The organism is Pseudomonas sp. NPDC087346, assembly GCF_044744235.1.
GTDB lineage: Bacteria > Pseudomonadota > Gammaproteobacteria > Pseudomonadales > Pseudomonadaceae > Aquipseudomonas.
Genome location: NZ_JBIUXX010000022.1, coordinates 42267 through 59718 on the forward strand (window position 1 = coordinate 42267; position 17452 = coordinate 59718).

Below are 17452 nucleotides of genomic sequence, written 5' to 3' on the forward strand. Positions count from 1 at the left end.
CATGACTTTCAACGATCAGTTCGACAGTGGTACGCCATTCCGGAGGGCATTTGTCCATCAGCGCCCGAACGTCGTCCGCGAAAGGCGCGTCGATTACGAGTTGAGCGTATTGCCTGGATGAGCGGGGCGCGGCGGCCATATGCAAACCTGTCGGAGTAGATGTCCGGACTAGATTCGCTTGGGAGGGAGTGCTGTTGTGTTTCTTACACGCGCAAGAAAAAGCCCCGACTAAGCGGGGCTTTTATTAAAGGCCTCTGAGCGTCTTCATCATTTCTATATCAGAGTCGGTCGCACCCTTCTTTCGTTGATCAGCTTCCCAGTCAATTTCGGAGATTTTTACTTCTGGCTCCGCTGTGGTCGCTATTTGCTTCTCACAATCTCTGTTGTCCCTTTCCCAATTTGCCCGAACTCGATCCAATTCCGTTTGTGAAAATTTGCCGGTGTAACAGCCACCATTAAAATACACAACGTCAGTCAGCATCAGTGCACAGCTAGGGAATGAAGTAGCAGAGGGACTACCACGAGAATGGAGCTGTTGATTGGCCGATTGCTGGATTTTCACCAAAGCCTGATCATCGCGAGTCAAGCAGGCGTCCAGATTCTTCGACCACAACATCTGAGCCGTTGACTGGTTTAGTTCGGCGTGGTTCAGATCGGCTACGAGAGCGGGATGAAGTCTCGGTTCGGCAAAAACGAACGATGCATGAACAACCGATACCGCTATTACCGCTCTCATAGCCAACTTCATTAATGAACAGTCCTGTCATCAAAGCCGAATAGGTCGGGTTCGTTGCGTCGATGCAACACCCTTTGGCGGGCGATGATGTCATAAATGGTCGGTGATGCAAGGCCGTACTTACGTACCAGATCCGTCGGCTGGATATTCAGGTCACGCCAATCTCGATAAATTGCGGCATCGCGCATGGCCTTCTTGAGCGAGTCTCCGCGAGGCAGATAAACCACTGCTCCCCCCATCGTATTGCATATGGCGAAAACCACCGCTCTGGCAATTTCGGGCACACCATCGGGCCTATCTTGCAGCTTGCCCCGTAATTCAGCCTCAGCGATTTCTACCATCTCCTTGATTGTGCCTTCCCAGCGGTGCATCACCGATGGGTCTTCCATATGTGCCAGCACTTTGTTTGGATCAAGACGGTCGCTGTCATCCGGAAACAGTTGGTTTTGGCTCATTGTGGCGCCCCCCTGCGTTTGGCGTCATAAGTCAGCGCCGACACCAAACTCCCCAACTGCTTGCAGTCCAACCACTCGACACGCTCGACCTTGAACATTCGTTTCGCCATTCCATCGGCGTATTCCCAAGGCCGTTTGGCATCAGCCATGAAGGCCTGAATTTTTCCGATCAGCTTTTGCTTATCGGGAGCGACCTTCGGAGCAGATCGTCCTGCGGCCTTGGCCTTTGGTTTCCAACCGAGACGCTCAAACTCAGCCAGCACCGCTGCTACCTTCATAGGCCCCAAGTCTTTGGCGGACTCAACTCCCGCGACACGCTTGAGCATGGCCCGATAGGTCTCGTCATCAAGGCCCAAATCTTTTTTAGCAATGTGGATCTTCGATAGGCTTACGTTACGTCGATTCATTTTCTCCTTTCCCCTTAGATTCCTCGGCAGCTCATCAGTACCCGGATGCCACGCCGGATAGACCGGGCCAGTTGCCTGGACCGGTTTCGCTTAGTGAATCGTTGGGTTGAGTACGAGTTTTTCCCGCATTGCTTGGCAGATCTCGCAAGCGCATCCGCCCATATGACGGACATTGCCTTCAAGGGGAACACGGGCAATCAGTCGTGCAGCGATGCGACCTGCGTCACTGCCATTCATTTTGCTTGCGTTATCTACGGTGATGGACACGCCATCGGTGCTGTCTTCGATTGTGATTTGGAACTTGGCCATTCGATTTGTTCTCGCGTTTGTTCAGTTGTGGTCGGTGTGTTGTCAGAGCTGATCGCAGATCAATGCAGCGTCGAGGACGTAACGTCCTGGACGAAGATGCTTGCGATATCCAAAGGGATGGATGCGTACTGATCTGAGTCCCCAATACGCTCATACACACGGATGTAGCTCTTGGAACCAACCACTTGAACAGCGTCACTGATGGCTTGCATCGCTCGTTGCCATCGCGAGTCCTGAATATCCAACCTGCGTAGGGCCAGCACGCGCCCGGTGCTGATCTCTCCCGCTCTGTCGGCACGGAACGCCTCATTGACCAGGACACGCACTTCGCTTCGGGCGTCCTGTGTCCACTCGGCCGCGCACTCATCAATCAAAACGCGAGCCGCTTGCAGGCGCTCGTCAAACTTGATCGAGTCCTGTACGGCGTGGACGATCTTGAAGCGACCGTCGAATGACAGAAGAGTGACGTTTCCTTTCTTGCCGCCAATCGTTGTCTTGTACTGCTCAGCAGACATTTCAATGAATGCCTTGATGTCGCCGAATGCCGAGGCCTTGAACTGCCCGAGCTGTGCGGACACCGCTTTCGCGCGTCCTACAAGTTCGCTGACCAGTTCGTCGCGAGCCAGATCAATCGGCTTGATCAGTACTTCAGGAACCAGATGACCTTTGGCGTCCTGGCGAAAACCTTCTGGGATGTTGTTCATCAGATTTGTTCTTCCATAAATGTTGGTTGTGGGGCCTCGTTTTGCATCTCCAATGTGGATGCCATGGCCTGCCTTCTTGAGTATTCAAATTGCTTGTTTGTTTTCAGGGCAGAGTTCGTATGAGCCCTGCCTTTCATGGTTGCCACGAGATGGTCTAGCGCCGCGTTCCCGGTCTTGATCTGCTTATCTGTGCGCCGTGGTTTCGGTAGTCGAAGCTCTGGCGGGCGAGTTTGAAGTTCACGCAGCAACTGAGCTGGAGCGGGCCAGCGCTCACAGGTCGCAAACAATGTTTCGAATGCTTTGCGAATGCGTCCTGCGTCCTTTCCTTCGTTCCAGTCCCGGCCCTTGGTCATAGCAACCAACCAGATTTCCGCTGTTTTCGTGGCCGAGTCCGCTGCTGGTGCGCCGTCCAAGCGCAAGGCGAGAAGACCAGCTACGCCCTTGGCGATTTCTCGCCTAAGCCATGCGTCATTCACTTGCCCATTCCTCCAGCGCATTGATCGCCGAAGCCGTTTGGCTCGGCTGACGTGGCCGCAATGGCAAGTTCCGGCTTTCTGGTACCAAAACTGCCGCGTTACCGGCTGTTGATGGTTGATATTGCGACATGACCTGGTACAGCCAGCCATGCCCCTTAAGTGGCGTTGCCAAGCGTCCCGACTCACGAGCAGTCAAGGTCTGGTCAATGGCCCACAGCCAACACTCTGGCGGCGCTTCGAATGCCTGACCGCTGCGCTCAATGCGTTGGGTCTGAAGGTCAGGAAGCAGCTCACCGAGAAGCTTTGCAACACGATCCATGGTTAGTTCGCGGGTCTCTGGACGGAACAAACCGAGGTAGCGAACCAAGGCATGACCAACAGGGCCGGACATTTTGAAAGCGATACCGAGTGCCTCACGTGCGCCGTCGTGTGCGATGAGCGCGTCAAGCGAAAGGGTGGTTCCGCAGTTCGGGCAACGAGTGCGCATCAGTGCACCCCCTGTTTACGAACCTGAAACGAACCACCGCATGCTGATGCAATTGGCGCCGGATGGTTGCGGAACCATTCGATTTGCGTATCTGTCCATTCACCGTTTTCACCGCTGGGTGGCAGCGCCCGGTCATAATCATCAAGGGCATCACGGAAACTTTCTGCGAGCTTCTGAGAGGGAAAAGAGCGGACAGGTGTGCCATCGCCAGCCTCAACAACCCAGACCTCTGATGCGAACCCCGTCACGTAAGAGCCAGAAACTTCCAACGCATCAGAACCGAACGAAATGCCAGTAGTCGCATCTACTGGCCCCTTACGCCCATGCTGTTGCAGGGACGAAAGCAGATGGTTCAGCCGATCCGCTTCAAATCCAGCGGAGCGATACGACACCGCAAACCCAACACACCGGCCAGCGAAGTGCAGCTGGATCATGCTGGAGCCTTTCACATAGATCTGAATCGCTGGATTAGTGGACAGTTGCATAGCCATCACCTTTGCAGTTTGGGTTCAGAGGGCAGTGCTGGCAGGCTCGCCAATGCTGCATCGCTTGCGGGTTGTGGGTTGGTGGCGGTCGGTCGCGGTAGCTTTGGCATTGCTCCACAGTCACTGTTTCGCTGACAGCAGGACAATCGATCCGGCCAAGCACGTTCATTACGCGTCGTTCAACGCCTCCCGTGCTTGGGCTTGGATACTTGTTTGCCAGAATCAAGCTGACTGCCGTGCGGCTCATGCCGATACGAGCTGCTGCCTTCCCTCGGTCGGTCGCCCGAACTTCGGTGGCCAGCAGGCGAATGAATAGCGGCGGCTCATCTCCCCAATTCGAAAGATTTACGGCGGTCATTGCAGGCCTCCCGATTCTCCCGGTGTAGCCAGTTCCAGACGCGTGCGTTGTGTTAGATCTGCGGGAAGCGTGATAGGCCCTTTGTTGTTATTCGCCAACTCAAGCCATTCAGCGAGCAGATCGCGGGTGCGTAGCAATGCAATCCCCGGCTCGACAAGGCTGCGATCAGCACCAGCGGTGCCGGTTGTCTCGGCGAATACCAATTTGCTCAGGTTGGGGTCGTACACCTGGAGAGAATCCAGCTGTCGAATTTCAGGCGGGCGAGGCCCTGTGTTTTTCGCACTGATCAGCCTGTAGGTGTCTTGCGTGTGCACACCGTTCTCGGTTTTTTCGAGATAGCCAGCTTCTGCAAGTGCATTCATGTACTGACGCACTTTGATAGGCGTCAGGACGACGCCTCCGGTGGACGCCGTCTGCGCTACATCTTCAACAGTCAGGTTTCCGTTCAAAATTCGCAAAGTTCGCCATATGTTCTCCGTCGCCAGATGGGCATACGTGCGCTGGCCTTTGCTATTGAGGCGCGGATGCTCCGCACCTTCATCGCTAACCAGAGCAAAAACCCGGCCCTCTTTCCCTTTCGGGCATTCGATCAACTTGATGATTCCGGCCTTGGTTAAGGCCTGGAAATACCGACTGATGTCGTTCGGTTGTTGACCGCTACGACGTGCGATGTCGTTAATCGAGAAGCCAGGGCGAAGCAGGCGGATGGATTCCCACATACGTTGCCGAGGTTCTTTAGTGCCGGTAACCAGCAAATGAGGTGTGCGACCAGCCATTAGCGAGTCCTCCGGCTTGGCGCTTCGCCAGTGAACCAAGACTTTGTTCCCCATGCCGCCATATCGACATAATCGAGCATCATTGCTGATGCCTCAGACTGAACTCGGTAAAGGTTGACCGCGATTCGGCGCAAGCAGCCCTTGGTCACTCGGGTTAGATCTTCCAAAAGATCATCACTGAACTTAAGTTCTGGGTAGCTTTCACCTGCAAGCTGGCGGACGTCCTCAAGGGTTGCAGGTTGCGCTGGCACCCACTCCAGCACACGGTTATGCAAGCGCTCCAGGCGCTGTAAAGATGATGGGACACGCTCTTCACCAATCAGGACAATTGTCCCTTCGCTTGCGTTGTAGATGTCGGTCAACACGTTAGCTGCTGCCTTGTCGAGCAGGTATTGCACATCGTCGACAATCAGCGGGCGCCGTGACGCCGACAGCTGAATTGCGATCTGATCCACCATCTCGGAAAGGGTACGTCCCGGCAGAATGCTCATGTCGCGAAGGATGGCGAGCAAAAATGCTTTTTTGCTCCAGGTATCCCGGCATTCGGTGTAATAACAACGATGCTGATTGGCCGCGAAGGCCGCTGCTGCGCTCTTGCCGTAACCGCTTGGGCCGTACATGGCTACGAGTCCCGGAAGACCTACAGGTCTCGCCTGAGCGCGCTTCATCGCGCCGGACAACAAGCCGACATTTGTCAAAGGTACAATCTTGGTTACACTCACTGTGCTTCTCCTATCTAGTCTGGCGTGCTGCAACACGCCGACTTCCTTTAGGCGGGGTGTTGTTATCCCGCGTGTTGTTGAAATACTTCTTGCATCGCTGTGAAATCCGGGTGGTTTGGGTAACGCTCATGCCACCTGGCTTCTTCTGGGGTCAGCTCTTCCCCCGTCGTTTTTCTCTGATCCAATCGAATCCAAAGTCTGTATCGCGCTACGTCGTCGCCCGGAATTTCAAATTTCGGACGTTGTTGCTCTAACGCCTTCGCGTAATCTCTCGCCGCTTCCAGTGCTTCCACCGAAAGGTTTGCGGACGGTGCCGTCGTAGGTGCGATCATTTCAACGCGGTGACCTGTTAGCGTTTCCACCTTGTCTACTGCTCGTTTGAATTGGCCTTGCTGTCTCTTCTCGCGGGCCATCTCGAGCATGGTTCGAGGCATGTAATCCGTGCTGTTTCCATCGAGTTTGGCGGCACCGATCAGTTCTCCGTCTAACGTGTATGCCCAGACCTGGCTAGCATCTCTAACGTCGTAGGCAATACGTATTTCTTGGTCGTGCAAGGCCGTTAGATCAGTCGAAAAATATGTGTTGCCTGCCCATGCGATCTCACCACGCCGAGTCCTGCGAAGGGTCTGCGGACGCATGAGCGAATCAACAAGTGAATCGGACGCGGTCATGGCTTCCCAACCTTCGTCAATTGCGGATTGCCATGCCTCATTCGGGGTCATATGCCGCATGACGCCATTTTCTGGATCGCGAAACTTTGGAAGACCGCGATGGGGTGTGCTGTTGTAGGTCGCGATTTCGTATTCAACGCCAGACATGAATTCGCCGAACGTGGGCAAGACACGGCTTTTCCCGGTTTCGCGCAGCTCCTTCCGGCCTATGCGATGTATGCGAGTACCCGCATGCTTATCCATGTCAGCCCCGATGTAGCTGGTCAGTTTCTTGGCTGAACGCACCCAAATGGTCTGATGCCCGCGCTCAGAGAGCCCCCGAGCCTGACTGTTGTAGGGCAGCGAGTGGGTCATTGTGCCGCCCAAGCGGTCTACGACTTCGCGCACGGTGTCGTTGTCGAAACCTGAGCCGTTGTCCACATAGAAAATATTGAACATGCAATCGCGAACGGCATCCCTTAGGGCATCCAAAACCCCAAATGCGGATTCGGATTCGCCGACCGAGACACCAACAACTTTGCGAGTTGCGACGTCCAACACCGTCGTAATTTCAGGGCGATAGGGCTTGCCCGTAATCGGGTTGATGACCTCAGCGTCAAATTTGTGGCCGTCAGCTGTGTACACGTCACCGGGATAAAGATTCTTTGTTGACCGGCGGCGAAACGGTTGCAGCGACTTGAGTTCTTGAGGACTCATGCGCCCTCGGTTTAAAGCTTCGGGCGACAGTTTTTTCAGCATGCGCTGAACTGCATGAATGCTTGGGGGAGTGCCGGTGAAGCTGGCAGCAAACTCCGCGTAACTGGCTGCCATGGACGGTTTTGTCGGGCGCTGATAGCAACGGAGGAATGCTGGTAGCCAGTCGGGCATCCCAAGATTTGCCCGTTGGCGCAGTGGAGCCAAAGACCCTTCATCCCGTCCAGCCGTTCGCCATGTAGAAAGCCAGCGCTTTAGCGTGCGCTCGGACAATCCTCGATCACCCGTCAGACGATCGTTTGCGACCTCTATACGATTCATCAGGTATGTAGAAAGTGTTCCCGCCTTCGCACTCTGGATAAGCGCTTCTATGGCTGCACGCTGTGATACGGCTCCCATCATTCGCTCAATTTCCCGACAAAATGCCAAGCGTGCGGCCATTACCTGACGCTGCTTGTCATTGAGTCCTGCTGTGCCAAGCGACGGGGATTGCTCGCCTTCAATGGGGGCAACGGAGGTACTTACTTCAACTGGAGCGGAAACAGCTTTCTCCAACAGAGCGGCTTGGGTTTCGGCCGGGAAAATGGCTATTGGATACTCCACAGCCTTTGAGCCATCACGCTTGCGACCTTGCCAATCGGCCTTGGCCCGAATCTGGATTGCCCGAGTTGTTTTAGGCATCCCCGGCAATCCCGCGAGTTCCTGCGCGGTGTACCAGCCAAGTGATTTAGTCATGAGTCATGCCTGTGATGTGTTCTTGGTAATAAAGCGTTAGACTTCTAGTCATTTTCCGAAGCCGAATCGGTGCGACTTGATCGGCGTAGAGGCGTCCCATCCTCGGCCCAGCGGTCTGGCCAGATCTGATAAGGCTTCATGCCAAGAGCCCTTGCGATTGCTGACTCCATCCTTGGGTAAGGCAAGCGCTTCACGTTGTGAAGTGCATTCCTTTCAACCTCAAGCTTGCGAGCCAGGTCGGATAGCGATGTACCGTGAGTACGAAGTTGGAACTTGATCCACTCCCAACGCATCGCGGGGTCTTTCGGAATTTCGTTATCTGTCGTCATTTTTTGGGTTCCGGTGCCACTTGAAATAGTGGTTTTTAAGGGGTTCTAACGTTCCCTTGTGAATAAGCTAGCCGTTTTCAGCTAGATCATCAACAGAAAACCGAAGATTTCGTTTCGGTTTTTCGTGTGGTTGTTGGTCAAATTCGGCTATCTATTTGTTTTTTATGGTTTTTTTCAGAAAGCGAAATTTCGTTTTGCCGATAAATGGCATTTCGCTTTCTCGGTCTAGGAAAACGAAATGCCAGACAGCGAGATCGAGAAATACGCAAAAGGCCTATCGGAGCGAATCCGGGCCTGCGCTAGTGCGGTGGGCAATGGGGAAGAGCTCTCGCGACGTACGGGCATTCCGCGTAGCACGCTGGAGTCCTATCTGACGGGCGACAGCGAGCCGAAGGTTTCTCGGCTTGTGGCGATTGCACAGGCTGCACAGGCAAATATCGGATGGCTTGCGACTGGCGAAGGAGAGATGGTGCCGACTGGCGCGCAGGCTGGGGCTCAGGATGATAGCTACGCCTATATTCCTCTCTACGATGCGAGAGTTAGCCAGGGGCATGGTGCGTGGAACGAGGGTGTGAAGGTTCTGACCATGCTGGCCTTCACCAAGTACAGTCTTCGGCGGAAAGGGCTCAATCCGGCGGAACTGGCGGCTGTGCGCGTTGATGGAGACTCAAACGAGCCTATTCTGAGTGACGGCGATACCGTGATGGTCGACCTCAGTAGAAATGTCCTCCAGGGAGAGGCCTTCTACGTGATCAGGATTGACGACCTGCTTTATGCGAAGCGCCTACAGCGAGAGTTTGACGGCAGTATCCTGGTGATCAGTGCCAATCCTGCTTACAAGATGATTACTGTTCCGCAGGATCGCTTGGATTCACTCCAGATCATTGGGCGGGTGGTGTGGGCTGGGGGCTGGATGATCTAGTGCCAAACGTGCCGCTTGAAAAATGGTCGTTCTACTAAAACGGGGGAAATTGGCTCAATTTCCCCCGTGCGCGTCTTTGGCCCTGCTTTTTCGCTAAACCTTCTCTGAAGCCCGCGCCTTTCCTGCGTTTTCCAGTTTCTTCCCTCTTCTTCCCACCTGTTTCCTTTGGTGCCATCTAGAACGCTAACTCACAGTGGGAGCCAGCCTGCTGGCGATAGCAATCTATCAGTCACCCTAATTGGTGTAGATAAAACCGCTATCGCCAGCAGGCTGGCTCCCACATGGATACAAATGTCTTTCTTTACTCAGCGTTACACAGCGCCAGGCAGTTATCGAGCATACGGTTGGAGAAGCCCCACTCGTTGTCGTACCAAGCCAGCACTTTCAGCAGTTTGCCGGTGGATTTGGTGTGGTTGGCGTCGAAAATCGACGACAGCGGATTGTGGTTGAAGTCACTCGAAACCAGCGGCAACGTGTTGTAACCCAGAATTTTCGAATGCTGGCTCGCAGCCTTGAGCAGAGCATTGACCTCATCCGCCGAAGCTTCGCGCTTCAATTGAACGGTCAAGTCCACCAGCGACACATTGATCACCGGTACGCGCACGGCCATGCCGGTCAGTTTGCCCGCCAGTTCCGGCAGCACCAGACCAACGGCTTCGGCAGCACCGGTCTTGCTCGGGATCATGTTCTGCGTGGCCGAACGGGCGCGGTACGGGTCGGTGTGATAGACGTCGGTCAGGTTCTGGTCGTTGGTGTAGGCGTGAATGGTGGTCATCAGACCGCTTTCGATCCCCAGTTCGCGGTGCAGCACCTGCGCCACCGGCGCCAGGCAGTTGGTGGTGCACGAAGCGTTGGAGATGATCTGGTGCGACTGGCGCAGAATGTCGTGGTTCACCCCATAAACGACGGTGGCGTCGGCGCCTTTGGCCGGGGCCGAGATGATCACTTTGCGTGCGCCGGCAGTAATATGCGCGGCGGCTTTGGCACGGTCGGTAAACAGACCGGTGCATTCGAATACCACATCGATTTTTTCGGCGGCCCACGGCAGGTCGGCCGGGTTGCGAATGGCGCTGACTGCGATGCGGTCGCCATTGACCGTCAGGCTCTCGTTGTCATGCTCGACTTGCGCGTCGAACGTGCCGTGAACGGTGTCGTATTTGAGCAGATGAGCATTGATCGAGCTGTCGCCCAGATCATTGATGGCGACGATCTGCAAATCCTGTCGATAGCCTTGGGTATACAGTGCACGTAGGACATTACGGCCGATGCGGCCAAAACCATTGATTGCGATTCGAAGAGTCATGGAACAGCGCCGCCGTCGTTTTGTTGTTGGAATTACAAGATTATTCGCATAAAAATAGAAAACAAGCCTTTTTAGTGGCAATATTTTGTTTTATCTACAACGAGTGACCTGAATCAACTGGTCCGAATGGTCAAAAAAACCGTCTGTCATTCCAACAACAACGGCGTTTGATCAGCATAGACAATCAGGTCGCCACATCCGTTAGCCTGGAGTTCTACACATGCATCCCCGCGTTCTTGAGGTCACCGAACGGCTTATCGCCCGCAGCCGCGCCACGCGTCAGGCTTACCTTGCACTGATTCGCGGTGCCGCCACTGACGGGCCGATGCGCGGCAAGCTGCAATGCGCCAACTTCGCCCATGGCGTGGCCGGTTGCGGCAGCGAAGACAAGCACAGCCTGCGGATGATGAACTCGGCGAACATCGCCATTGTTTCTTCCTATAACGACATGCTCTCGGCGCATCAGCCGTACGAAGTGTTTCCCGAACAGATCAAGAATGCCCTGCGCGAAATCGGCTCGGTCGGCCAGTTCGCTGGCGGCACCCCGGCGATGTGCGATGGCGTGACCCAGGGCGAGCCGGGCATGGAACTGAGCCTGCCAAGCCGCGAAGTGATCGCGCTGTCCACGGCGGTGGCGTTGTCCCACAACATGTTCGACGGCGCGCTGATGCTCGGCATATGCGACAAGATCGTCCCGGGCCTGATGATGGGTTCGCTGCGTTTCGGCCATCTGCCGACGATCTTCGTTCCGGGCGGGCCGATGGTCTCGGGGATTTCCAACAAGGAAAAAGCCGACGTACGGCAGAAGTACGCCGAAGGCAAGGCGACGCGCGAAGAGCTGCTGGAATCGGAGATGAAGTCCTACCACAGCCCGGGCACTTGCACTTTCTACGGCACCGCCAACACCAATCAGTTGCTGATGGAAGTCATGGGCCTGCACTTGCCGGGCGCGTCTTTCGTCAACCCGAACACGCCGCTGCGTGATGCCCTGACCCGCGAAGCGGCGCATCAGGTCACGCGCCTGACCAAACAGAATGGCAACTTCATGCCGATCGGCGAAATCGTCGACGAGAAATCGCTGGTCAACTCGATTGTGGCGCTGCACGCCACCGGCGGCTCGACCAACCACACCCTGCACATGCCGGCCATCGCCATGGCGGCAGGCATTCAACTGACCTGGCAGGACATGGCCGACCTCTCCGAAGTCGTGCCTACCCTCAGCCACGTCTACCCGAACGGCAAGGCTGACATCAACCACTTCCAGGCAGCGGGCGGCATGTCGTTCCTGATCCGCGAACTGCTCGAAGCCGGCCTGTTGCACGAAGACGTCAATACCGTGCTCGGCCACGGCTTGAGCAAGTACACCAAGGAACCGTTCCTCGATAACGGTGAGTTGGTGTGGCGTGAAGGCCCGATTGAAAGCCTCGACGAAAACATCCTGCGTCCAGTCGCCCGTGCGTTCTCGCCGGAGGGTGGTCTGCGCGTGATGGAAGGCAATCTCGGTCGCGGCGTGATGAAGGTGTCCGCTGTGGCGTTGGAAAATCAGATCGTCGAAGCACCGGCCATGGTGTTCCAGGACCAACAGGATCTGGCCGATGCGTTCAAGGCCGGTCTGCTGGAAAAAGACTTTGTCGCGGTGATGCGCTTCCAGGGCCCGCGTTCCAACGGCATGCCCGAGCTGCACAAGATGACGCCGTTCCTTGGCGTATTGCAGGATCGCGGCTTCAAAGTTGCGCTGGTCACCGACGGCCGCATGTCCGGCGCCTCGGGGAAAATTCCGGCGGCGATCCATGTCAGCCCTGAAGCTTATGTCGGCGGCGCTTTGGCGCGGGTGCAAGAGGGCGATATCATCCGCGTCGATGGCGTCAAAGGCACCCTGGAGCTTAAGGTGGACGCCGAAGAATTTGCAGCACGCGAACCTGCCAAGGGTCTGCTGGCCAATAACATCGGCAGCGGGCGCGAGCTGTTCGGCTTTATGCGCATGGCCTTCAGCTCGGCGGAGCAGGGCGCCAGCGCCTTCACTTCTGCCCTGGAGACGCTTAATTGAAACTGGCTTTGGTCGGTGACATCGGAGGCACCAACGCACGATTCGCGTTGTGGAAAGATCAGCAACTGGAATCGGTTCAGGTGTTGGCCACGGCCGACCACGCCAGCCCGGAAGAGGCGATCAGCCTGTATCTGAGCGGGCTCGGTCTGGCGCCGGGTTCGATTGGTTCGGTGTGTCTGTCGGTGGCCGGTCCGGTCAGCGGCGATATTTTCAAGTTCACCAACAACCACTGGCGCCTGAGCCGCAAGGCGTTCTGCCAGACCTTGCAGGTCGAGCAGTTGTTGCTGGTCAACGATTTCTCGGCGATGGCGCTGGGCATGACCCGTTTGCAGCCCGGCGAATTCCGCGTGGTCTGCGAAGGCACACCGGAACCGTTGCGTCCGGCAGTGGTGATCGGCCCGGGCACTGGTCTTGGTGTCGGTACCTTGCTGGACTTGGGCGAAGGTCGTTTTGCTGCGTTGCCGGGGGAGGGCGGTCACGTCGATCTGCCGCTGAGCAGCCCGCGTGAAACCCAGCTCTGGCAGCACATCCACAACGAGATTGGCCACGTCAGCGCTGAAACTGCGCTGAGCGGCGGTGGCTTGCCCCGGGTTTACCGGGCGATCTGCGCGGTCGATGGCCATGAACCGAAGCTCGACACGCCGGAAGCGATTACCGCCGCCGGGCTTGCGGGTGATCCGATTGCCCTGGAAGTGCTTGAGCAGTTCTGCTGCTGGCTCGGCCGCGTGGCCGGCAATAACGTGCTGACCACTGGCGGGCGCGGCGGGGTGTTTATCGTCGGTGGGGTGATTCCACGGTTCGCCGATTTCTTCCTCGAAAGCGGTTTCGCCCGCAGCTTTGCCGACAAGGGCTGCATGAGCGATTACTTCAAGGGGATTCCGGTGTGGCTGGTGACAGCGCCGTATTCCGGGCTTGTGGGGGCCGGTGTAGCCCTCGAACAGGCTTGATACCGAGTCGTCTGCATCGCTGGCAAGCCAGGCTCCCACAGGATCTATGTAGTTCACAAAACCTGTGGGAGCTGGCTTGCCAGCGATGAGGCCAGAACAGACAACAAAGACCCAAGGTTCATCAGGCATAATCCGCCCCAATTCCAACAACAAGGACGCCTTCGAAGTGAGCTCAATCAACAAGTCGATTTTGTTGGTCGATGACGACCAGGAGATACGCGAGTTGCTGGAGACCTACCTGACCCGCGCGGGTTTTCAGGTACGGGCCACGGCCGATGGCGCCAGTTTCCGTCAGGCGCTGAACGATGCGCCGAGCGATCTGGTGATCCTCGATGTGATGCTTCCCGACGAAGACGGCTTCAGTCTGTGCCGCTGGGTGCGCCAGCATCCGCGCCAGGCGCAGGTGCCGATCATCATGCTCACCGCCAGTTCCGACGAGGCCGACCGCGTGATTGGTCTGGAACTCGGTGCCGACGATTACCTCGGCAAACCCTTCAGCCCGCGTGAACTGCAAGCGCGGATCAAGGCGTTGCTGCGTCGTGCGCAATTCGGTCAGGAGCGTAGCGGCAGCGAAGTGCTGGCCTTCGATGAGTGGCGGCTGGACATGGTCAGTCATCGGCTGTTCCACACCGACGGCGAGGAAGTGATTCTGTCCGGCGCCGACTTTGCTTTGCTCAAACTGTTCCTCGATCATCCGCAGGAAATCCTCGACCGCGACACCATCGGCAACGCTACTCGCGGGCGTGACCTGATGCCGCTTGATCGTATCGTCGACATGGCGGTCAGCCGCTTGCGCCAACGCCTGCGCGACACGGAAAAGCCGCCACGGCTGATCCGTACCGTGCGTGGCAGCGGCTACCAACTGGCAGCCAGTGTGGTTGCCGGCAATGGTCACTGAGTCGCTGCGCAAGTTCGCCGCCAAAGTACCGGTGCCGCGCTCGCTGCTCGGGCGAATGCTGCTGCTGACTCTGCTGGCGGTGCTGTTCGCACAGACGCTGTCGAGCGTGATCTGGGTCTCGCAACTGCGTGCCACCCAGCTCGAAGGGCTGGTCACCAGCGCCCGCAGCCTTGCGCATTCGATGACCGCCAGCGTCAGCTATTTTCGTTCGTTGCCGGTCGCTTATCGTCCATTGGTGCTCGACCAGTTGCGCAGCATGGGTGGCACGCGTTTCGTCGTGACGCTCAACGACAAACCGCTGGGCATGGACGTGCTACCGGTTACGCCGCGTAAAGCGGCGGTGATGCAGGCAGTGGATGAAGTGCTGCGTCAGTCGCTGGGCCATGACACCGATATCTCGGTGACTTTCGTCAGTCCCGAGGATCTGCGGATTTTCAACGCCGGGCTGAAGCTCGATGAACTGCCACGTTCGTGGGCGCATTACGCGCTGACGCTGGAGCCGGTGAACCCGCCGGTACTGGTCACGCAGATTCAAATGGCGCCGGGCGAATGGCTGTACATCGCCTCGCTGTTGCCTGAGCCATACACCAGTCTTGAAGAGCAGGGCCTGCCGGCGCAACAGGTGTGGTTCATCGTCCTCACCAGCGGTTTTCTGCTGCTGTTCATCGGCTTGTTGGTGCACTGGCAGAGCCGGCCGCTCAAGCGTCTGGCCCGTGCAGCGCGGGATATGTCGCTGGGTGCTGACGTCGAACCAGTGGCCGAGGGTGGCGGCAGTGAGGTGGTCGAGGTCGGGCGTGCGTTCAACAGCATGCGCGAGCGCATCAGCCGTTACCTGACCGAGCGCAGCCAGTTGTTCAGCGCGATTTCCCACGACCTGCGTACGCCGATCACGCGCTTGCGTCTGCGGGTCGAATTGCTCGAAGACGAAACCCTGCAAGCCAAGTTTGGCCGTGATCTGGATGAACTGGAACTGCTGGTCAAAGGCGCGTTGCAGTGCGTGAAAGACACTGACATTCACGAGAACATCGAGCCGGTGGATCTCAATCATGTGCTGGATTGTCTGGTCGAGCCTTACCTGGCGCCGAACGGCAATGGCCGCGTGACCCAGCAGGGGCGGGCGCTGGCGGCGTATTCGGGCAAGCCTCTGGCGTTGAAGCGTTGTATCGGCAATCTGATCGATAACGCATTGAAGTACGGGCAGAACGCGCATTTGCACATCGATGACGATGAAAGTGCGTTTGTCCTGCACGTTGACGATGAGGGGCCGGGAGTGCCGGAACAGCGGCTGGAGCAGGTGTTCGAACCGCACTTCCGCTTGGCCGGTCAGCAGCAGGGTTATGGGCTGGGTCTCGGGATTGCACGCAACATCGCCCACAGCCATGGCGGTGAGGTGACATTGCAGAATCTGCGGGACGGCGGCTTGCGAGTGACCCTGCAACTACCGCGTTCAGTCGATTGAAGATCAAAAGATCGCAGCCTTCGGCAACTCCTACATTTGGAATGCATTTCCCTGTAGGAGCTGCCGGAGGCTGCGATCTTTTGATTCTATTTTGTCACTGACCGGTGACAAAACCCGCCCCCTTCGTTACAAGCCCGACTCGACCCGTTGTTTAGACTCTCCCGCAGTCATAACAACAAAAAAGGGTCACCCATGGACACCTTTCACCCAGGCTTCAGCAGTTGGCTGAACGCCCCTGCCCATCAGCAATGGCTCGCCGACGAAGGCCTGCGCCTGCTGGCGTTCGCCAAGGCTTCAAAGCTTGCCCAAGGTTTCGGCAATCTCGACGAACGCGGCCAGTTGCCGGCGAACGCCCAGGCCGAAACCATGAACACCGCCCGCATGACCCACAGCTTCGCCATGGCCCATATTCAGGGCCTGCCGGGGTTCGCCGAACTGGTCGATCACGGCATCGCGGCCCTGCGCGGGCCGCTACGTGATGCGGTGCACGGCGGCTGGTTCGCGGTCGCTGAACACCGCGATGGCAATACCGGTAAGAACGCCTATCTGCATGCGTTCGTCGCTCTCGCCGCAAGTTCGGCGGTGGTCGCCAAGCGTCCCGGCGCACAAGCCTTGCTCGATGACGCTATCGACATCATCGACACTTGGTTCTGGAGCGAAGAAGAGGGCGCCATGCGTGAATTCTTCAATCGCGACTGGAGCGAAGAGGAAGCCTATCGCGGTGCCAACAGCAACATGCACGCGACTGAAGCCTTCCTCGCCCTCGCCGATGTCACCGAAGACCCACGCTGGCTGATCCGCGCCCAGCGCATCGTCGAGCGGGTGATCCATAAGCATGCCGCCGCCAATGATTATCTGGTGATCGAGCACTTCGACCGCGACTGGCAGCCGCTGCGCGAATACAACCACGACAATCCCGCCGACGGCTTCCGTCCTTACGGCACTACGCCGGGCCACGGTTTCGAATGGGCGCGGCTGTTGCTGCACCTCGAAGCGGCGCGAGTCCAGGCGGGCATGCTGACGCCCGGCTGGCTGGCAACCGATGCGCAAAAACTCTTCGAACACAATTGCCGTCACGGCTGGGACGTCGATGGTGCGCCGGGCATCGTCTACACCCTCGATTGGGGTAACAAAGCGGTGGTGCGCCATCGCCTGCACTGGACGCACGCCGAAGCCAGCGCGGCTGCGAGTGCCTTGCTCAAACGTACCGGGGAAGAGCAATACGAGACCTGGTACCGACTGTTCTGGGAATTCTGCGAAACGTATTTCATTGATCGCTGCGATGGCAGCTGGCATCACGAACTCGACCCGCAAAACCGCCCAAGTGCCGATATCTGGGCGGGCAAACCGGACCTGTATCACGCCTGGCAAGCGGTGCTGATTCCTCGTCTACCCTTGTCACCCAGTATGGCGACTGCCTTGGCGCACTTGTCCCAGAGCGCTCCTGTGTAACCATGTGGTGACATTTGCGCGTCCCTTCGTTACCTGCGAGGGGAAACGCCCTGTTTAAACTCCTGTGCAGCGCAAGCACCA

20 protein-coding genes and 1 other RNA gene are annotated in these 17452 nt (G+C 57.2%); 6 read left to right on the top strand and 15 right to left on the bottom strand.

Features of this window, described 5'->3' with window-relative positions; all coding sequences use genetic code 11:
* Window positions 1-244 precede the first annotated feature (244 nt).
* The 14 genes from ACIOZM_RS15170 to ACIOZM_RS15235 form a co-directional block, all read right to left on the bottom strand.
* Window positions 245-748, bottom strand: coding sequence for a hypothetical protein (locus tag ACIOZM_RS15170; protein WP_401215191.1), 504 nt, complete (start codon window positions 746-748; stop codon window positions 245-247).
* Window positions 748-1191, bottom strand: coding sequence for a Mor transcription activator family protein (locus ACIOZM_RS15175; protein ID WP_401215194.1), 444 nt, complete (start codon window positions 1189-1191; stop codon window positions 748-750). Before ACIOZM_RS15175 ends, ACIOZM_RS15170 begins: the two co-directional genes overlap by 1 nt.
* Window positions 1188-1598, bottom strand: a complete 411-nt coding sequence (locus tag ACIOZM_RS15180) for a gp16 family protein (RefSeq protein WP_401215197.1) — start codon at window positions 1596-1598, stop codon at window positions 1188-1190. Before ACIOZM_RS15180 ends, ACIOZM_RS15175 begins: the two co-directional genes overlap by 4 nt.
* Before the next feature lie 21 nt (window positions 1599-1619).
* An RNA gene (locus ACIOZM_RS15185) (hammerhead ribozyme type II) lies at window positions 1620-1690 on the bottom strand.
* On the bottom strand, window positions 1689-1907 hold the full coding sequence (locus ACIOZM_RS15190; RefSeq protein ID WP_401215199.1) for a hypothetical protein: 219 nt from the start codon (window positions 1905-1907) through the stop codon (window positions 1689-1691). The genes ACIOZM_RS15185 and ACIOZM_RS15190 overlap by 2 nt, the downstream gene beginning before the upstream one ends.
* Window positions 1908-1966: 59 nt before the next feature.
* A complete protein-coding gene (locus tag ACIOZM_RS15195) occupies window positions 1967-2611 on the bottom strand; it encodes a DUF3164 family protein (RefSeq protein WP_401215202.1) in 645 nt (214 codons plus the stop codon).
* The gene (locus ACIOZM_RS15200) at window positions 2611-3087 is read right to left on the bottom strand and encodes a hypothetical protein (protein WP_401215205.1); all 477 of its coding nucleotides are present in this window, start codon (window positions 3085-3087) and stop codon (window positions 2611-2613) included. Before ACIOZM_RS15200 ends, ACIOZM_RS15195 begins: the two co-directional genes overlap by 1 nt.
* Complete coding sequence (locus ACIOZM_RS15205; protein ID WP_401215208.1) at window positions 3080-3574, bottom strand: hypothetical protein; 495 nt, start codon at window positions 3572-3574, stop codon at window positions 3080-3082. Before ACIOZM_RS15205 ends, ACIOZM_RS15200 begins: the two co-directional genes overlap by 8 nt.
* A complete protein-coding gene (locus tag ACIOZM_RS15210; protein ID WP_401215211.1) occupies window positions 3574-4059 on the bottom strand; it encodes a hypothetical protein in 486 nt (161 codons plus the stop codon). The genes ACIOZM_RS15205 and ACIOZM_RS15210 overlap by 1 nt, the downstream gene beginning before the upstream one ends.
* Entirely contained in the window at window positions 4043-4417 is a 375-nt protein-coding gene (locus tag ACIOZM_RS15215; RefSeq protein ID WP_401215214.1) for a hypothetical protein, read from the bottom strand. Before ACIOZM_RS15215 ends, ACIOZM_RS15210 begins: the two co-directional genes overlap by 17 nt.
* The gene (locus ACIOZM_RS15220; protein WP_401215216.1) at window positions 4414-5193 is read right to left on the bottom strand and encodes a hypothetical protein; all 780 of its coding nucleotides are present in this window, start codon (window positions 5191-5193) and stop codon (window positions 4414-4416) included. Before ACIOZM_RS15220 ends, ACIOZM_RS15215 begins: the two co-directional genes overlap by 4 nt.
* Window positions 5193-5915 carry an AAA family ATPase gene (locus ACIOZM_RS15225; RefSeq protein ID WP_401215218.1) on the bottom strand — a complete coding sequence of 241 codons (723 nt, stop codon included), beginning with the start codon at window positions 5913-5915 and terminating at the stop codon, window positions 5193-5195. The genes ACIOZM_RS15220 and ACIOZM_RS15225 overlap by 1 nt, the downstream gene beginning before the upstream one ends.
* A 62-nt stretch (window positions 5916-5977) precedes the next feature.
* Window positions 5978-8014 (bottom strand): Mu transposase C-terminal domain-containing protein, encoded by a 2037-nt coding sequence (locus ACIOZM_RS15230; RefSeq protein WP_401215220.1) that lies wholly within the window; start codon window positions 8012-8014, stop codon window positions 5978-5980.
* A 44-nt stretch (window positions 8015-8058) separates the two neighbouring features.
* Window positions 8059-8343, bottom strand: coding sequence for a transcriptional regulator (locus ACIOZM_RS15235; protein ID WP_401215222.1), 285 nt, complete (start codon window positions 8341-8343; stop codon window positions 8059-8061).
* A gap of 238 nt (window positions 8344-8581) precedes the next feature.
* Here ACIOZM_RS15235 and ACIOZM_RS15240 point away from each other — a divergent pair, with 238 nt between their 5' ends.
* The gene (locus ACIOZM_RS15240) at window positions 8582-9265 is read left to right on the top strand and encodes a helix-turn-helix transcriptional regulator (protein WP_401215224.1); all 684 of its coding nucleotides are present in this window, start codon (window positions 8582-8584) and stop codon (window positions 9263-9265) included.
* A gap of 301 nt (window positions 9266-9566) precedes the next feature.
* Here ACIOZM_RS15240 and gap read toward each other — a convergent pair whose 3' ends face one another.
* Complete coding sequence (gene gap / locus ACIOZM_RS15245; protein ID WP_401215225.1) at window positions 9567-10568, bottom strand: type I glyceraldehyde-3-phosphate dehydrogenase; 1002 nt, start codon at window positions 10566-10568, stop codon at window positions 9567-9569.
* Window positions 10569-10788: 220 nt separating this feature from the next.
* On the opposite strand from gap, the gene edd reads away from it, so the two are divergent.
* The 5 genes from edd (at window position 10789) to ACIOZM_RS15270 (ending at window position 17371) form a co-directional block, all read left to right on the top strand.
* Entirely contained in the window at window positions 10789-12615 is a 1827-nt protein-coding gene (edd, locus tag ACIOZM_RS15250) for a phosphogluconate dehydratase (RefSeq protein WP_401215227.1), read from the top strand.
* Entirely contained in the window at window positions 12612-13562 is a 951-nt protein-coding gene (locus ACIOZM_RS15255) for a glucokinase (protein WP_401215230.1), read from the top strand. The genes edd and ACIOZM_RS15255 overlap by 4 nt, the downstream gene beginning before the upstream one ends.
* A 166-nt stretch (window positions 13563-13728) precedes the next feature.
* Window positions 13729-14460, top strand: coding sequence for a response regulator (locus tag ACIOZM_RS15260; protein WP_401215233.1), 732 nt, complete (start codon window positions 13729-13731; stop codon window positions 14458-14460).
* Window positions 14450-15919, top strand: a complete 1470-nt coding sequence (locus ACIOZM_RS15265; RefSeq protein WP_401215236.1) for an ATP-binding protein — start codon at window positions 14450-14452, stop codon at window positions 15917-15919. Before ACIOZM_RS15260 ends, ACIOZM_RS15265 begins: the two co-directional genes overlap by 11 nt.
* 192 nt (window positions 15920-16111) lie before the next feature.
* A complete protein-coding gene (locus ACIOZM_RS15270; RefSeq protein WP_401215239.1) occupies window positions 16112-17371 on the top strand; it encodes an AGE family epimerase/isomerase in 1260 nt (419 codons plus the stop codon).
* Window positions 17372-17452: the final 81 nt, after the last annotated feature.

Excerpts from the sequence above, each read along its gene's own strand:
- ACIOZM_RS15265 (WP_401215236.1), top strand. The coding sequence starts at position 14,450 with ATGGTCACTGAGTCGCTGCGCAAGTTCGCCGCCAAAGTACCGGTGCCG.
- ACIOZM_RS15195 (WP_401215202.1), bottom strand. The coding sequence starts at position 2,611 with ATGAACAACATCCCAGAAGGTTTTCGCCAGGACGCCAAAGGTCATCTG.
- edd (WP_401215227.1), top strand. The coding sequence starts at position 10,789 with ATGCATCCCCGCGTTCTTGAGGTCACCGAACGGCTTATCGCCCGCAGC.
- ACIOZM_RS15210 (WP_401215211.1), bottom strand. The coding sequence starts at position 4,059 with ATGCAACTGTCCACTAATCCAGCGATTCAGATCTATGTGAAAGGCTCC.
- ACIOZM_RS15180 (WP_401215197.1), bottom strand. The coding sequence starts at position 1,598 with ATGAATCGACGTAACGTAAGCCTATCGAAGATCCACATTGCTAAAAAA.
- ACIOZM_RS15170 (WP_401215191.1), bottom strand. The coding sequence starts at position 748 with ATGAAGTTGGCTATGAGAGCGGTAATAGCGGTATCGGTTGTTCATGCA.
- ACIOZM_RS15235 (WP_401215222.1), bottom strand. The coding sequence starts at position 8,343 with ATGACGACAGATAACGAAATTCCGAAAGACCCCGCGATGCGTTGGGAG.
- ACIOZM_RS15240 (WP_401215224.1), top strand. The coding sequence starts at position 8,582 with ATGCCAGACAGCGAGATCGAGAAATACGCAAAAGGCCTATCGGAGCGA.
- ACIOZM_RS15190 (WP_401215199.1), bottom strand. The coding sequence starts at position 1,907 with ATGGCCAAGTTCCAAATCACAATCGAAGACAGCACCGATGGCGTGTCC.
- ACIOZM_RS15215 (WP_401215214.1), bottom strand. The coding sequence starts at position 4,417 with ATGACCGCCGTAAATCTTTCGAATTGGGGAGATGAGCCGCCGCTATTC.
- ACIOZM_RS15220 (WP_401215216.1), bottom strand. The coding sequence starts at position 5,193 with ATGGCTGGTCGCACACCTCATTTGCTGGTTACCGGCACTAAAGAACCT.
- ACIOZM_RS15205 (WP_401215208.1), bottom strand. The coding sequence starts at position 3,574 with ATGCGCACTCGTTGCCCGAACTGCGGAACCACCCTTTCGCTTGACGCG.
- ACIOZM_RS15270 (WP_401215239.1), top strand. The coding sequence starts at position 16,112 with ATGGACACCTTTCACCCAGGCTTCAGCAGTTGGCTGAACGCCCCTGCC.
- gap (WP_401215225.1), bottom strand. The coding sequence starts at position 10,568 with ATGACTCTTCGAATCGCAATCAATGGTTTTGGCCGCATCGGCCGTAAT.
- ACIOZM_RS15175 (WP_401215194.1), bottom strand. The coding sequence starts at position 1,191 with ATGAGCCAAAACCAACTGTTTCCGGATGACAGCGACCGTCTTGATCCA.
- ACIOZM_RS15230 (WP_401215220.1), bottom strand. The coding sequence starts at position 8,014 with ATGACTAAATCACTTGGCTGGTACACCGCGCAGGAACTCGCGGGATTG.